The 13,997-nt window shown below is 69.8% G+C and carries 15 protein-coding genes and 1 tRNA gene; 14 read left to right on the top strand and 2 right to left on the bottom strand.

The genetic code is table 11. The annotated features are described in order from the left end of the window. Nucleotides 1-39 precede the first annotated feature (39 nt). Together ACWIBS_RS01250 and ACWIBS_RS01245 are read left to right on the top strand one after the other, a co-directional pair. Complete coding sequence (locus ACWIBS_RS01250) at nt 40-1,638, top strand: sodium-dependent transporter (protein WP_376127107.1); 1,599 nt, start codon at nt 40-42, stop codon at nt 1,636-1,638. After that, nucleotides 1,635-1,802 carry a methionine/alanine import family NSS transporter small subunit gene (locus ACWIBS_RS01245; protein WP_376127109.1) on the top strand — a complete coding sequence of 56 codons (168 nt, stop codon included), beginning with the start codon at nt 1,635-1,637 and terminating at the stop codon, nt 1,800-1,802. The genes ACWIBS_RS01250 and ACWIBS_RS01245 overlap by 4 nt, the downstream gene beginning before the upstream one ends. A 21-nt stretch (nt 1,803-1,823) precedes the next feature. On the opposite strand, the gene ACWIBS_RS01240 is transcribed toward ACWIBS_RS01245, so the two are convergent. Then, nucleotides 1,824-2,294: a PaaI family thioesterase gene (locus ACWIBS_RS01240; RefSeq protein WP_376127111.1), complete on the bottom strand. Its 471-nt coding sequence runs from the start codon at nt 2,292-2,294 to the stop codon at nt 1,824-1,826. A 106-nt stretch (nt 2,295-2,400) separates the two neighbouring features. Between ACWIBS_RS01240 and ACWIBS_RS01235 the strand changes: the two genes are divergently transcribed. The 9 genes from ACWIBS_RS01235 to ACWIBS_RS01195 all read left to right on the top strand — a co-directional run bounded on the left by ACWIBS_RS01235 (nt 2,401) and on the right by ACWIBS_RS01195 (nt 10,234). Continuing rightward, nucleotides 2,401-2,790: a GntR family transcriptional regulator gene (locus ACWIBS_RS01235; protein WP_376127113.1), complete on the top strand. Its 390-nt coding sequence runs from the start codon at nt 2,401-2,403 to the stop codon at nt 2,788-2,790. Then, nucleotides 2,787-3,806 (top strand): DUF1648 domain-containing protein, encoded by a 1,020-nt coding sequence (locus ACWIBS_RS01230; RefSeq protein ID WP_376127115.1) that lies wholly within the window; start codon nt 2,787-2,789, stop codon nt 3,804-3,806. The genes ACWIBS_RS01235 and ACWIBS_RS01230 overlap by 4 nt, the downstream gene beginning before the upstream one ends. A gap of 136 nt (nt 3,807-3,942) precedes the next feature. Continuing rightward, on the top strand, nt 3,943-4,617 hold the full coding sequence (locus tag ACWIBS_RS01225; protein ID WP_376127117.1) for an O-methyltransferase: 675 nt from the start codon (nt 3,943-3,945) through the stop codon (nt 4,615-4,617). 157 nt (nt 4,618-4,774) lie between these two features. Continuing rightward, entirely contained in the window at nt 4,775-6,055 is a 1,281-nt protein-coding gene (gene eno, locus ACWIBS_RS01220; RefSeq protein WP_376127119.1) for a phosphopyruvate hydratase, read from the top strand. Nucleotides 6,056-6,313: 258 nt separating this feature from the next. Continuing rightward, the gene (locus ACWIBS_RS01215) at nt 6,314-6,841 is read left to right on the top strand and encodes an FtsB family cell division protein (protein WP_376127121.1); all 528 of its coding nucleotides are present in this window, start codon (nt 6,314-6,316) and stop codon (nt 6,839-6,841) included. Nucleotides 6,842-6,885: 44 nt separating this feature from the next. Continuing rightward, nucleotides 6,886-7,404 carry a DUF501 domain-containing protein gene (locus ACWIBS_RS01210; RefSeq protein ID WP_376127123.1) on the top strand — a complete coding sequence of 173 codons (519 nt, stop codon included), beginning with the start codon at nt 6,886-6,888 and terminating at the stop codon, nt 7,402-7,404. Further along, nucleotides 7,401-8,678 (top strand): S8 family peptidase, encoded by a 1,278-nt coding sequence (locus ACWIBS_RS01205; RefSeq protein WP_376127124.1) that lies wholly within the window; start codon nt 7,401-7,403, stop codon nt 8,676-8,678. The genes ACWIBS_RS01210 and ACWIBS_RS01205 overlap by 4 nt, the downstream gene beginning before the upstream one ends. Nucleotides 8,679-8,712: 34 nt before the next feature. Beyond that, nucleotides 8,713-10,131 (top strand): NAD(P)/FAD-dependent oxidoreductase, encoded by a 1,419-nt coding sequence (locus ACWIBS_RS01200; protein WP_376127265.1) that lies wholly within the window; start codon nt 8,713-8,715, stop codon nt 10,129-10,131. 30 nt (nt 10,132-10,161) lie between these two features. Beyond that, a tRNA-Leu gene (locus tag ACWIBS_RS01195) sits at nt 10,162-10,234 on the top strand. Between the two features lie 120 nt (nt 10,235-10,354). On the opposite strand, the gene ACWIBS_RS01190 is transcribed toward ACWIBS_RS01195, so the two are convergent. Continuing rightward, nucleotides 10,355-10,522, bottom strand: coding sequence for a hypothetical protein (locus tag ACWIBS_RS01190; protein ID WP_376127126.1), 168 nt, complete (start codon nt 10,520-10,522; stop codon nt 10,355-10,357). Between the two features lie 56 nt (nt 10,523-10,578). On the opposite strand from ACWIBS_RS01190, the gene ACWIBS_RS01185 reads away from it, so the two are divergent. The 3 genes from ACWIBS_RS01185 to ACWIBS_RS01175 all read left to right on the top strand — a co-directional run bounded on the left by ACWIBS_RS01185 (nt 10,579) and on the right by ACWIBS_RS01175 (nt 13,762). After that, the gene (locus ACWIBS_RS01185; protein WP_376127128.1) at nt 10,579-11,802 is read left to right on the top strand and encodes an alanine racemase; all 1,224 of its coding nucleotides are present in this window, start codon (nt 10,579-10,581) and stop codon (nt 11,800-11,802) included. Continuing rightward, entirely contained in the window at nt 11,799-13,112 is a 1,314-nt protein-coding gene (locus ACWIBS_RS01180; protein ID WP_376127130.1) for a D-arabinono-1,4-lactone oxidase, read from the top strand. Before ACWIBS_RS01185 ends, ACWIBS_RS01180 begins: the two co-directional genes overlap by 4 nt. Before the next feature lie 80 nt (nt 13,113-13,192). Further along, nucleotides 13,193-13,762, top strand: coding sequence for a LemA family protein (locus ACWIBS_RS01175; RefSeq protein WP_376127132.1), 570 nt, complete (start codon nt 13,193-13,195; stop codon nt 13,760-13,762). Nucleotides 13,763-13,997 lie beyond the last annotated feature (235 nt).

Below are 13,997 nucleotides of genomic sequence, written 5' to 3'. Positions count from 1 at the left end.
GCAGACACACTGGCAGTCACACTGACAAGGGAGTTACCTGTGGCCGTATCCGATTCACGCAACGGAGCGAGCGTCGAGAAGCCTCGTGAGCAATGGACCGGACAGGTCGGATTCATCATCGCCGCGATCGGTTCGGCGGTCGGTCTGGGCAACATCTGGCGGTTCCCGGGAGTGGCGTACGAGAACGGCGGCGGCGCCTTCCTCATCCCGTACATCATCGCGCTGCTGACCGCCGGCATCCCGATCCTGTTCCTCGACTACGCGATCGGCCACCGTTTCCGCGGGGCCTCGCCGACCGCCTTCCGTCGGCTCGCCCGCCGCGGCAAGGGCTTCTTCGAGGCGCTCGGGTGGTTCCAGGTGATGATCGCGTTCGTCATCGCCCTCTACTACACGGCCGTCATCGCGTGGGCACTGAGCTTCTTCGTCTTCTCGTTCGATCTGCGCTGGGGCGACGATCCGGGCGGGTTCCTCATGAACGACTATCTGCAGGTCGCCGAACCGGGCTTCAGCCTCGACTTCGTTCCCGGCGTGCTCATCCCGCTCGCGATCGTCTGGGTCGTCGCGATCGTCGTGATGGCGGCTGGTGTCGCGAAGGGCGTGCAGCGCACGAACATGATCGCGCTGCCCGTGCTCGTCATCGCCTTCACGGTGCTCGTCGTGCGCGCGCTCTTCCTCGACGGCGCCGCCGAGGGCCTCAACGCCCTCTTCACGCCCGATTGGGAGGCGCTGGCGAACCCGAACGTGTGGATCGCGGCATACAGTCAGATCTTCTTCTCGCTGTCGATCGCGTTCGGCATCATGGTGACCTACGCGTCGTATCGCCGCCGCAAGTCGAACCTCACGACGCCGGGTCTGGTCGTCGCGTTCTCGAACTCGTCGTTCGAGATCCTCGCCGGCATCGGCGTCTTCGCCACGCTCGGCTTCTTCGCCTTCCAGCAGGGCATCGCAGTCGGTGAACTCGAAGGCCTCACGGGTGTCGGGCTGTCGTTCATCACGTTCCCCGCCATCGTGTCCCAGATGCCCGGCGGCCCCATTTTCGGGTGCCTGTTCTTCGGTTCGCTGACGCTCGCGGGGTTCACATCGCTCGTATCGATCCTGCAGGTCGTCTCTGCGGCCGTGCAGGAGAAGTTCGGATGGACGCGGCGCACGGCATCGATCGGCGTGGGCGTCGTGTCGGCGGCACTGTCGATCCTCATCTTCTCGACCACGACGGGCCTGCTCGCGCTCGACACGGTCGACCAGTGGGCGAACAACATCGGGATCGTCGCGTCGGCGGTGTTCCTCACGATCCTCGTCGTGTGGGTCGCCCGCAAGGGCCCCGAGCTGCGCTACCACCTCAACGCCCTGTCGACCTTCCGCGTCGGCGGCTGGTGGGTCTTCCTGATCGGCGTCCTCGGGCCCATCGTGCTCGGCTACATGCTCGTGCAGCGCATCATCGTGCTCGTCACCGAGGGGTACGGGGGCTTGCCCGAGTGGTACCTGCTGGCCTTCGGGTGGGGCACGATCGTCGTCATCGTGGTCGGCGCCATCATCCTGCCGCTGCTTCGCTGGAAGCGCTCGCCCGACGACTTCGAGCCCTGGCCGGCATTCCCGCCGGCACCCGTCACCCCGTCGGCTCAGCGGAAGGCGTCCCGATGACCCCCCTCGCCATCACGTTCCTCGTCCTGTCGATCATCATCGTGTGGGGCGGCACGGTCGTCAGCGCCCTGTTCCTGCGCAGCAGGCCCGAGGTGGCGGTGTTCCCGCCGGGAGACCCCGAGGATCACCGGCAGGACGCCGGGGTCATCGAGCACGACACGTGAGATTCAGGGTGCGCAGTCGGCTCAGTTCGCCCGCTCCGTGACCCGCCGCTTCTCGCGGACGTAGACCTCGCGCCTCACGTGTGCGACGACGTCGCCGTCGGCGTCGACGATGTCGGTCTCGAACCACTCGAGCACCTTCGCGCCGCCGCGCGCGCGGTCGCGGAGATCGTCGGCCGTCTCGACCGGAACGTGGAAGTGAGCCGTCAGGACACCGCGGCCCGGCTTGACGAACTCGATCTCGCCGCGCGTGTCCCACACGACGTAGTCACGGCCGAGCTGATGCATGACGAGCATGAAGAAGTACGGATCCGTCATCGCCGACATCGATCCGCCGAATGCCGTCTTGACGTAGTTGCGGGTGACGAGGTTGACGTGCAGTTCCACGGTCGCGCTCGTCCAGTCGTCTGAGAATCGCCGCACGCGGATTCCGCTGAAGAGGTTCGGGATCCACAGACTCATGCCGATGGCGAGGCGACGGGGCGTGATGCGCATCCGATCATCGTGGCGTGCGGGCTCGGGGCGCGCACATCGCTTGTGCATGAGGCGCAACCCAACAGGTGCGGAAGACCTGTTGTTCTATATAAACTAGAGTAAGTGCATGCTCATCACCATCGACGCCGAGAGCGACGTGCCGCTGTTCGGGCAGGTCGCGGATTCGGTGCGCGCTGACGCTGCGGCCGGGCGCATCCGGGCAGGGGACCGCCTTCCCTCGGCGCGCGATGTGGCCGGCGCGCTCGACATCAACGTGCACACCGTGCTGCGCGCCTACCAGCAGTTGCGCGACGAGGGCCTGATCGAACTGCGGCGCGGTCGCGGCGCGGTTGCGACACCCGCCGTGGGCGCCCTGTCGGGTCTGCACGCCGAGATCGTGGCGCTCGTGGGTCGGGCAGCCGAACTCGGGCTGTCCCCCGACAGCCTCGCCGCGCTCGTACGCGAGACCGCGCGCGTGGGCGATGCCGCGCGCTCCGACGAAAGGAAGACCCCATGACCGGTCCCGTCTCCGCCCGCCTGCGTGCCGTCGGACTGATCGCGCCCATCGTGCTCGCCGTCGTCGGCGTCATCATCCAGGCGATCTGCCTGCCGCGCGTTCCCGCGCGGATCGCGATCCACTGGGGGCTGGACGGGCGGGCCGACGGGTACGCACCCGCCTGGACGGCCCTCGCCATGACGGCGGTGATCGGAATCCTGTTGCCGCTCATCGTCGTGGGGTCCGCGCTGATGCAGAGCCGCGTCGATCCGCGCTGGGGCCAGCGTGGCGGCTCCTACCGCTTCATCGGCGGTGTGTCGCTCGGCACGACGGCCTTCATCGTCGTGATGATGACCTCGACGGTGCTCACGCAGGTGGGCATCGAGAACGCGACGGATGCCCCGGCGATCTGGCTGAGCATGCTCGCCGGCGCCGTGGCCGGAGTCATCGGCGGCGCGATCGCCCGGGCAGCGCTGCCGGCGGGGATGCCGCGCCCCCGCGTCGCGACGGCCGACCCGCTGCCGCTCGCCGACAACGAGCAGGCGGTCTGGATCCGCACGGCCGTGATGTCGCGCGGGGGAGTCCTCGTGCTCGTCGGCGGAGTCGTGCTGCTCGTCGCGATCGGGATCGGGATGATCCTCGCGGGGGAGTCGGGGCCGGCCTGGATCGTTCTCGGGCTCGGCGCACTGATCGCGCTCCTCGCCGCGTCCAACACGGTCTTCCACGTCGTCGTGGACGCGTCCGGGCTCACCGTGCGCTCGGCCCTCGGGGTCCCTCGGTTCCGGATCGCCGCGAGCGACGTCACGGTGGCAACGGCGTCGCACGTGAACCCCATGGCCGAGTTCGGCGGCTGGGGCATGCGATGGTCGCCCGACCGCCGATTCGGCGTCGTGCTGCGAACGGGGTCGTGCATCGAGGTCACGAGGTCGAACGGACGCACCTTCGTCGTCACGGTCGACGATGCAGCAACCGGCGCCGCGCTCCTGAACACGATGGCCGCACGCGCGAGCGGGCCCCATCGGATCGTGGATCGATGAACTCGAACGCGGCTACCGCGGCAGCATCCGGTCGCGACGCGCAGCACCGACGACTTCGTGGATACCGGCGTGCCCGTCATCGATCCGTTCGCGTTCACGGGTTGACGGATGCCGGGTGCCCGGTGAGTCTGGACGGGTGAGCGAACCCCTTCCCGACCCGCAGTCCTGGCGCCGCGTCGACGCCTACCTGACCGACACGCTCATCGGGCACGATCCCGGCCTGGAAAGCGCCGTCGCCGAGCAGAACGCGGCGGACCTGCCGTCGATCGAGGTCGCCCCGGTCAACGGCAAGCTGCTGCACCTCCTCGCGCGCATGTCCAACGCGCGCCGCGTGCTCGAGATCGGCACCCTGGGCGCCTATTCGACGATCTGGCTCGCGCGGGCGCTCCCCGACGACGGTCGCGTCGTCACGATCGAGGCCGAGCCGCGCATCGCCGAGCTCGCACGTCGGAACCTCGATCGCGCCGGGGTGGGCGACCGCGTCGAGATCAGGCTGGGGCGCGGAGCCGATGTGCTGCCGACGCTCGAGGGCGGCGAACCGTTCGACCTCGTCTTCATCGACGCCGACAAGGAGTCGAACACCATCTATCTCGACTGGGCGGCGCGGCTGGGTCGGTCCGGCACGATCGTCATCGTCGACAACACGGTGCGCTCGGGGGAGGTCGCCAACCCCGCGACCGAGGACCCGCAGATCATCGGAGTGCAGCGCGGCATCGAGATGCTCGGCCGCGATCCCCGCTTCGACGCGACGGCGATCCAGACGCTCGACGCGAAGGGCTGGGACGGGGTCGCCATCGCACTGGTCGTTTAGCGGCGGGGAGCGAGACCGGCGCATCGCGACCTTTAGGCAGGCTCAGGGGCCGCTCAGCGGGGCCGCCCTTCGGGGAGCGGCATCCGATCACTAGACTCGCACCGACGGACCGACGACGCTCCGCCGATCCCCACCTCCACGACCTAAGGAGTCCCCTGTGGCACTGATCGAGGCTGTAGGCGCGCGCGAGATCCTGGATTCGCGCGGCAACCCGACCGTCGAAGTGGAGGTGCTGCTCGATGACGGCACTGTCCAGCGTGCGGCGGTCCCTTCCGGCGCATCGACGGGCGCATTCGAGGCGTACGAGCTGCGCGACGGCGACGCGAACCGTTACGGCGGAAAGGGCGTCCAGAAGGCCGTCGCCGCCGTCATCGACGAGCTCGGACCCGCCCTCGAAGGAGTCGAGGCGAGCGAGCAGCGTATCGTCGATGAGATCCTCATCGAGACCGACGGCACCGAGAACAAGTCCCGTGCCGGCGCCAACGCGATCCTGGGCGTCTCGCTCGCCGTCGCGAAGGCGGCCGCCGACGCCGCCGACCTGCCGCTGTTCCGCTACCTCGGCGGTCCCAACGCGCACGTCCTGCCGGTGCCGCTGTTCAACGTCATCAACGGCGGCGAGCACGCCGACAACGGGATCGACTTCCAGGAGTTCTTCCTCGCGCCGATCGGCGCCGAGACCTACGGCGAATCGCTGCGGTGGGGCACCGAGGTCTATCACGTCCTCAAGGGCGAGCTGAAGGCAGCGGGTTTCGCGACGGGACTCGGCGACGAGGGCGGCTTCGCTCCCGACCTGCCGAGCAACCGCGAGGGGCTGGACTTCCTCATGCGCGCGATCGAGAAGGCCGGCTACACGCCCGGCACCGACATCGCCGTGGGCCTGGACGTCGCCGCTACGGAGTTCTTCAACGACGGCGTCTACACCGTCGAGGGACAGCCGTGGTCGGCCGAGAAGCTCACCGACTACTTCGCCGACCTCGTCGCGAACTACCCGATCGTCACGATCGAGGATGCCCTCGCCGAAGACGACTGGGATGCCTGGAAGGCGCTCACCGACAAGCTCGGCTCGAAAGTGCAGCTCGTCGGCGACGACCTGTTCGTGACGAACCCCGAGCGGCTGCAGCGGGGAATCGACCTCGGTGTCGGAAACGCCCTCCTGGTCAAGGTGAACCAGATCGGCACGCTGTCCGAGACGCTCGACGCCGTCGCCCTCGCGACGCAGAACGGCTACCGCTCGATGCTGTCGCATCGCTCGGGCGAGACCGAGGACACGACGATCGCCGACCTCGCGGTCGCCGTCAACTGCGGTCAGATCAAGACCGGCGCGCCCGCCCGCAGCGAGCGCGTCGCGAAATACAATCAGCTTCTGCGCATCGAGGAAGACCTCGGCGACGCCGCGGTCTTCGCGGGTCGCTCGGCCTTCCCTCGGTTCAAGGACTAGATCTCGATACGCCCGCTGCGCGGGCTACTCGATCACCGGGTGGGCTGCTGTGGCGGGCTACTCGGTCACCGGGTGGGTTGCTGAGGTGGGCTGCTCGGTCACCGGGTGGGTTGCTGAGGTGGGCTGCTCGGTCACCGGGTGGGTTGCTGAGGTGGGCTGCTCGGTCACCGGGTGGGTTAGCTGAGGTGGGCTGCTCGATCACCGGGAGCGCGCTGAGGCGGGCTGCTCGATCACCGACCGCGAAGAGAAGGGGGAGCCGTGGCCAAGACGACGGCTCCCCCTGCTCGCGCCCGCCGCACGCGTGAAGCGCGCCAGGTCGACGTCCGGCAATGGCTCGGCGGCATCCGACTGTCGGGATTCATGGTCATCATGCTGGGGCTCGTCGTGCTCGCCGCATTCGTGCTCGTGCCCACGATCGGCACCTACATCGGGCAGCGGCAGCAGATCGCCGCGCTCGAGCGCTCGGTGCAGGTGAGCCGCGAAGAGGTGACCGCGCTCGAGCAGCAGCGGGAGCGCTGGCGCGATCCGGCCTACATCACGACGCAGGCTCGTGAACGGCTGTACTACGTCAAGCCCGGCGAGGTCATCTACCTCGTGGACAACGATCTGCCGGCCGATCAGCGTCCGCAGGAACTGGATCCCGTGAGCGAAGAGGTCGAGCAGACGCGCACCGACTGGATGTCGCAGTTCGTCCGCTCGCTCACCGAAGCGGGGCTCGCGCAGACCGTCGCCCCGCCCACGGTCGGTGTGCCCGACCCCGCCCCCGACGAGTCGCCTTCCGGGTGAGGCGATCCAGCGGCGCCCCAGCCGTGGCCGGTACCCTGGAGGACGTGCCGACGCCTCCCTATCCGCCCGTGACCGACGCCGATCTGACGGTTCTTCGCGAACAGCTCGGGCGTCCCGCCCGCGGTGTCGTCGGCGTCGCCGCGCGGTGCGCCTGCGGCAACCCGACCGTCGCCGCGACGGCGCCGCGCCTCGACGACGGCACGCCGTTCCCGACGTTCTACTACCTGACGCATCCCGCCGCGACCGCGGCCATGTCGACGCTCGAAGCCGGTCAGGTCATGCGCCAGTTCACCGACGAGCTCGCCGACGACGACGATCTGCGCGCGGCCTACCAGCGCGCACACGACGCGTACCTCGCCGACCGTGCGCCGTACGGCGACGTCGCCGAGATCGAGGGCATCTCGGCCGGCGGCATGCCGACCCGCATCAAGTGCCTGCACGCCGTGCTGGCGCACACGCTCGCCGCAGGACCCGGAGTCAATCCCTTCGGCGATCGCGCACTCGCGCTGTCGTCGTGGTCTCCCGAACGCTGCGTGTGCGCCCGACCGGGAGCCGCGGGGTGAGGCTCGGCGCGCTCGCGACCGGCGCGCTCGCCCTGTCCCTCGCCGTCGTCGCACCGCTCGCCCCCGCCCCCTCGACCACGGACGCGCCCGAGATCGACCCCATCCGCGGCATGCAGTACTGGCTCGACGAGTACGGCATCGAGGAGGCATGGCAGACGACGCGCGGTGAGGGCGTGCGGATCGCGATCATCGACACGGGCATCGCGCGCGGTCCCGTCGAGTTCGAGGGCGCCGTCGTGAACGGCATCGATGTGTCCGGCACGGGGAGTCCGGACGGGCGCAAGCCGGTCGGCACGATCGACCGCAATCACGGCAGCTGGGTGGCTTCGCTCGCCGCGGCGCGCGGCACGGGGCCGGGCGCCGGCATGATCGGCGTGGCGCCCGAGGCGGAGCTGCTGTCGGTCTCGGTCGGCTTCGGGGCCGCGGCATCCGTGCCGTTCGTCGACCAGATCGCCCAGGCGATGCGCTGGTCGGTGGACAACGGCGCCGACGTGATCAACCTCTCACTCACGACGAACGTGCCCGACTGGGACAAGAGCTGGGACGACGCATTCCTCTACGCGTACGAGAACGACGTCGTCGTCGTGGTCGCGGCAGGAAACCGCGCGAGCGGCACATCGCGCGTCGGCGCCCCCGCGACCATCCCGGGCGTGCTCACCGTCGGCGGTGTCGACCCCGAGGGGCGCGCGAGCCTGGATGCCTCGACGCAGGGCATCACGATCGGCGTCTCCGCACCGAGCGAGAAGCTGCTCGGCGTCTCGGCCGACGGGCGGGTGGTGCTGTGGGACGGAACGAGCGGCGCCGCGCCCATCGTCGCCGGCATCGCGGCCCTGGTCCGCTCGGCGCATCCCGACCTCGACGCCAACAACGTCATCAACCGCATCGTCCGCACGACGCGCCCCGCGCCGGCCGCGACGTCGCATCCCGATCCGCTCTACGGCTACGGCCTCGTGGACGCCGCCGCGGCGGTGGCCGCCGAGGTGCCCGCCGTCGTGGCCAACCCGATGGGCAGTCTGCAGGAATGGATCCGGCTCTACCGACGCGCGGATGCTGCACCCGCACCGACGCCGACCGGCGGCCCCGTCGATGTCGATCCGCTCCCGCCGGTCGCCGACGGTCGGATCGAGACGTCGCCTCTCCTGCCGTCCTACGAGACGCTGCTCTACGGCACGCTCCCGCTTCTGGCACTCACCTCCACCGCTATACTGATGGGGCTCGGCGTCACTGCAACTGTCCGACGCATCCGAATGGCGTCCCGCGCGCCGAGCCGCTGATCCACGAGGAGTTTTCCCCGCCGTGAGCAACACCGTGCCCAGAATCCTCGTCGTCGGAGGCGGATACGCGGGCTTCTACACCGCCTGGAAGCTCGAGAAGCTCCTCCGCAAGGGCGAAGCGGAAGTCATGATCGTCGATCCGCTGCCGTACATGACCTACCAGCCCTTCCTCCCCGAGGTCGCGGCCGGTTCGATCGAAGCGCGCCACTCCGTCGTCGCGCTGCGTCGTCACCTCAAGCGCACGGCGGTGATCGCGGCGAAGGTGACCGGTATCGATCACGCCCGCAAGGTCGCGACGATCACTCCCGTGGCGGGTGAGCCCTACCAGCAGGAGTACGACCAGATCGTCGTCACCGCCGGTGCGGTGTCGCGCACGTTCCCGATCCCCGGCATCGCCGACAACGCGATCGGCCTGAAGACGATCGAAGAAGCCGTCGCGATCCGTGACCGGCTGATGTCGAACTTCGACAAGGCGTCGGTCCTGCCCCCCGGCCCCGAGCGCGACCGCCTGCTGACGGTCGTCGTCGTCGGCGGCGGATTCGCCGGCATCGAGGTGTTCGCCGAGCTGCGCTCGCTGGCGTCCTCGCTGGTGAAGAGCTACCCGCAGATCACCTTCGAGGACACGCACTTCCACCTCGTCGAGGCGATGGGCCGCATCATGCCCGAGGTATCGCTCAAGACGAGCGAGTGGGTGCTCAAGAGCCTCGCCGAGCGGGGCGCTTCGGTGCACCTGGACACGCAGGTGACCGGTGCCGTCGACGGCAACATCGAGCTGTCCACCGGCGAGACCATCCCGAGCGACCTCATCATCTGGACCGCCGGCGTCATGGCGAACCCGACCGTCGTGCGCGGCAGTGACCTGCCCGTCGAAGAGCGCGGCCGCATCCGCACCCGGCCCGACCTGCGCGTCGGCACGGAAGAGGAGATCGTCGAGGGCGCCTGGGCGGCCGGTGACATCTCGGCCGTGCCCGACCTCTCGGGCGGCGGCGTCGGCGGGTACTGCGTGCCCAACGCGCAGCACGCCGTGCGACAGGCCAAGCTGCTCGCGAAGAACCTCGTCGGCGTCCTGCGCGGTGAGCTGCCGCGCGAGTACGTCCACCACAACATGGGTGCCGTCGCGGGTCTCGGCCTGTACAACGGCGTCTTCCAGTCGGGCAACATCGCGCTCAAGGGCTTCATCGCCTGGCTCGCCCACCGTGGCTACCACGGCCTCGCGATGCCGTCGTGGGAGCGCAAGTGGCGCGTGCTGTGGGGCTGGTGGAACAACTTCTGGCTGGGTCGCGACCTCGTCAACCTCGAGACCGTGCAGAACCCGCGCTATGTCTTCGAGGAGTTCGCCGCGCGTCCGCGTCCGCCGCAGCCGGCCGTCACCCCGCCGGCCGAGCCGCGCGACCAGGGCAAGCCAGCCGAAGCGAAGCGCGCCGACGCCGAGAAGGCGGCCGTCTCGGGCTGACCGGTAGCGTGGGTGTCGTCAGCTGACGACGCCCCCGTAGCCCAATGGCAGAGGCAGGCGACTTAAAATCGCTTCAGTGTGGGTTCGAGTCCCACCGGGGGTACGGCGGTGCTGTCGCCCATCGGGCGGCTGCGGCGCCGTGTTCCGGAGCTGACGAGAACCCGTGCGGGTGGGCCCACGCCGCCCGAGGCTCGGCACGCCGCGGTGCTCTCACACGGACGCGTCAGTTCGTGCGCCCGTGCGGCGTCGGTCGGCGCGGCGTCGTGACGACGCGTGCGCACGCCGTGCACGTCACCAACGTCACGGATGAGGTCACCGGCGCGTCGGGGCTCGTATCGCCGCACGCGGGGCGACTCGTGCCCGGAGCGAGGTAGTGGATGGGAGCGGTCATGCCGACATCGAACCGCACTCGCGCGCCGCGCACAACGGCCTCGTAGGCTGGGGCGCATGGACCTGCTCGCGGCGGACGTCTCGACCCCCACCTGGCCCGACCCCGCCCGGCACTGGACGCTGCTGACCCGTGCCGTGGCCGACCTCTCGGGCCCCGTCGGCGTGATCGACCTCGCCGCGATCCGGCACAACGCCCTCGACATGCTCGTGCGTGCGGGCGGCGTGCCCATTCGCGTCGCGAGCAAGTCGGTGCGCGTACGCGGCGTGCTCGACGCGACGCTCGCCCTCGCCGGATATCGCGGCATCCTCGCCTTCACCCTGCCCGAGGCGCTCTGGCTCGCCGAGACGCACGACGATGTCGTGCTCGGCTATCCCACGACCGACCGTGCCGCGATCGCTGCACTCGCCGCCGACGAGCGGGCCGGCTCGCGCATCACGCTCATGGTCGACGATCCCGCGCAGCTCGACCTCGTCGACGCCGTCGCCGCGCCCGGTACGCGCCCCCGGCTGCGCGTCGCGATCGACGCCGATGCATCGTGGCGCGCGCCGGGACTCGGCCATATCGGCGTGCACCGCTCGCCCCTCTACGAGCCGGGGGAGGTGGCATCCCTCGCTCGCTCGATCGCGGCTCGCGAGGGCTTCCGTCTCGTGGGACTGATGATGTACGAAGCGCAGATCGCCGGGCAGGGCGACGCGACCGGGGCCGGCGACGGCGTCATCCGATGGATGCAGCGCCGCTCGGCGCACGAGCTGGCGGAGCGGCGCGCGGCGATCGTCGCAGCACTGCGCGATGTCGCGCCGATCGAGTTCGTCAACGCCGGCGGGACGGGCTCGCTCGAGCGCACGGCATCCGATCAATCGGTCACCGAACTCACCGCCGGCAGCGGCCTGCTCGCGGGCCACCTCTTCGACGGCTATCGCGCGTTCGAGCCGGCGCCCGCCGCGGCGTTCGCCCTCGAGGTCGTGCGCAAACCCCGCCCCGACATCGCCACGGTGCTCGGCGGAGGCTGGATCGCCTCGGGACCGCCCTCGGCGAGCAGGCAGCCGCGTGCCGTCTGGCCGGAAGGACTGCGGATGCTGCCGCGCGAGGGCGCCGGCGAGGTGCAGACCCCGCTGCAGGGCGAGGCGGCGCGCATGCTGGCCGTCGGCGACCGGGTCTGGTTCCGTCACGCGAAGAGCGGCGAGCTCGCGGAACGCATCGACCGGTATCACGTCATCGAGGACGGGGCGATCGTGGAGCAGCTGCCGACGTACCGGGGCGAAGGCAAGGCGTTCCTGTGACGCGCCCCGGCGGAACATGGCAGAACTGGGCGCGCTCGGCGTCGGTGCGGCCGCAACGCGTCGAGTTCCCGCGATCGGTCTCGGCCGTGCAGCGCTCCGTGCGGTCCGCCGCGGCGCGCGGGCTGCGGGTGAAGGCCGTCGGCGCAGGTCACAGCTTCACCGGCATCGCGGTCGCGCCGGGTGTGCTGCTGGATCTGACCGATCTCACGGGTCTCGTGCGCGTCGACCGCGACCGGGCGCGCGTGACGCTTCTGGCGGGCACGCGGCTGCACCAGATTCCGCGTCTGCTCGCGCGGTACGGGCTCGCGATGCAGAACCTGGGCGATATCGATAGGCAATCGCTCGCCGGTGCGATATCGACGGGCACCCACGGCACGGGCGCGCGCTTCGGCGGTATCGCGACGCAGGTCACCGGTGTCACCCTCGTGCGATCCGACGGCGAGCGGATGACCGTCGACGAGAACGAGAACGCCGACCTGCTGCCGGCCGTCGCGCTCGGGCTCGGGGCGCTGGGGATCCTCGTCGAGATCACGATCCAGTGCGTCCCGGCGTTCCTGCTGCACGCCGTCGAACGTCGCGAGCCGCTCGATGACGTCGTCGACGGGCTCGCGGCGCGTGCGCGCGAAGCCGACCACATGGAGTTCTTCTGGTTCCCGCACACCGAGGTTGCCCTGACGAAGACCCTGACGCGCCTGCCCGAGAGCGACGTGCGCCGGCCGCTGCCGGTCGTCGGCCGCTGGGTTGACGAGACGCTCCTGGCCAACGGCGTGTACCGCGCGACGTGCGCACTCGGGTCGGTGCTGCCCGCCGTCGTGCCCGCGGTGTCGCGTGCCGCGACGAGGCTGACGGGCACACGCGAGCAGACCGACCGCTCGGCGCGCGTCTTCGCGCACCGGCGCACGGTGCGGTTCCGCGAGATGGAGTACGCGCTGCCCGCCGAGCACGTCGTTCCCGCGTTCGCCTCCCTGCGCGCTCTCATCGCCGACGAGGGGTGGCGCATCTCGTTTCCCGTCGAGGTCAGGTTCGCGGCATCCGATGATCTGTGGCTGTCGACCGCGTCGGGGCGCGAGACGGCCTACATCGCGGTGCACCGGTACGTGCGCGAAGACCCGACGGAGTACTTCGAAGCCGCCGAGGAGATTCTGCTGCGCTACGGCGGACGCCCGCACTGGGGCAAGCTGCACACGCTGGATGCCGCGGCTCTGCGCGAGCGCTACCCGCGGTTCGACGACTTCGTCGCCGTGCGGGATCGACTCGATCCGACGCGCATGTTCCACAACCCCTACCTCGAACGCGTGCTCGGGGAGTAGCTGGGAGTCTCCCCAGCCGCCGGTGTCGGCGAGGGTGCCGCCGTTAGGATGAGGTGATCTTTCGAACGGAGTTTGTGGCTATGTGGGAATGGCTCATTCCGGTTCTCATCGTCGTGGCGCTGGTCGTCATCGCCGGTGTCTACCTCTGGGCGACGTACAACTCGCTTGTGCAGCTGAACGTCCGCGTCGACGAAGCGTGGGCCGACATCACGGTGCAGTTGAAACGCCGAGCCGATCTGCTGCCCAACCTCATCGAGGCGGTGAAGGGCTACGCGGCGCACGAGAAGGCCGTCTTCGAGAATGTCACGAGGGCCCGCGCCGAGACGCTCACCGCCACGGGTCCCGTCGAGACGGGCGTGGCCGAAGGGCACATGCAACAGGCGCTCAAGTCGCTGTTCGCCGTCGCCGAAGCGTATCCGCAGCTGCAAGCGAGCCAGAACTTCCTGCACCTGCAGCAGTCGATCGTCGATACGGAAGACAAGATCCAGGCATCGCGCCGGTTCTACAACGGCGGCGTGCGCGAACTGAACACCAAGATCAAGGTGTTCCCGAACAATCTGTTCGCCCGGAACCTCGGGTTCCACGAGCGCGAGTTCTTCGAGGTCGTCGACGGTGCGGCGATCTCAGAGCCGCCGCGCGTGCAGTTCTGACACGACCGGTGTGACGCCCCGAGTGGGCCCAGTCGTGCGCGGCAGGTGAACGCGGATCGCGGCGGCGCGCGGGTTCGGCCGTGCGGTGCGGCTCCAGGGCTCGGTCCACCGTGACGGCTTGGCGGTGTGTGAGGGGGTCGCGTTCCCCTGACCGGGCCGAGCGGGTGAGTCCGCTGTCTCTGCGACGGTGCGAGCGGGTAGGTCCGCTGTCTCTGCAACGGTGCGAGCGGGTCAG

The sequence above is a fragment of the Microbacterium sp. NPDC055442 genome (assembly GCF_053644215.1).
This window is presented reverse-complemented; position numbering and strand designations above follow the sequence as displayed.

Bases quoted from the DNA above. Each gene is read 5' to 3' on its own strand.
- ACWIBS_RS01245 (WP_376127109.1), top strand. From the start codon at position 1,635: ATGACCCCCCTCGCCATCACGTTCCTCGTCCTGTCGATCATCATCGTG.
- ACWIBS_RS01240 (WP_376127111.1), bottom strand. From the start codon at position 2,294: ATGCGCATCACGCCCCGTCGCCTCGCCATCGGCATGAGTCTGTGGATC.
- ACWIBS_RS01230 (WP_376127115.1), top strand. From the start codon at position 2,787: ATGACCGGTCCCGTCTCCGCCCGCCTGCGTGCCGTCGGACTGATCGCG.
- ACWIBS_RS01185 (WP_376127128.1), top strand. From the start codon at position 10,579: ATGGACCTGCTCGCGGCGGACGTCTCGACCCCCACCTGGCCCGACCCC.
- ACWIBS_RS01235 (WP_376127113.1), top strand. From the start codon at position 2,401: ATGCTCATCACCATCGACGCCGAGAGCGACGTGCCGCTGTTCGGGCAG.
- ACWIBS_RS01190 (WP_376127126.1), bottom strand. From the start codon at position 10,522: ATGACCGCTCCCATCCACTACCTCGCTCCGGGCACGAGTCGCCCCGCG.
- ACWIBS_RS01175 (WP_376127132.1), top strand. From the start codon at position 13,193: ATGTGGGAATGGCTCATTCCGGTTCTCATCGTCGTGGCGCTGGTCGTC.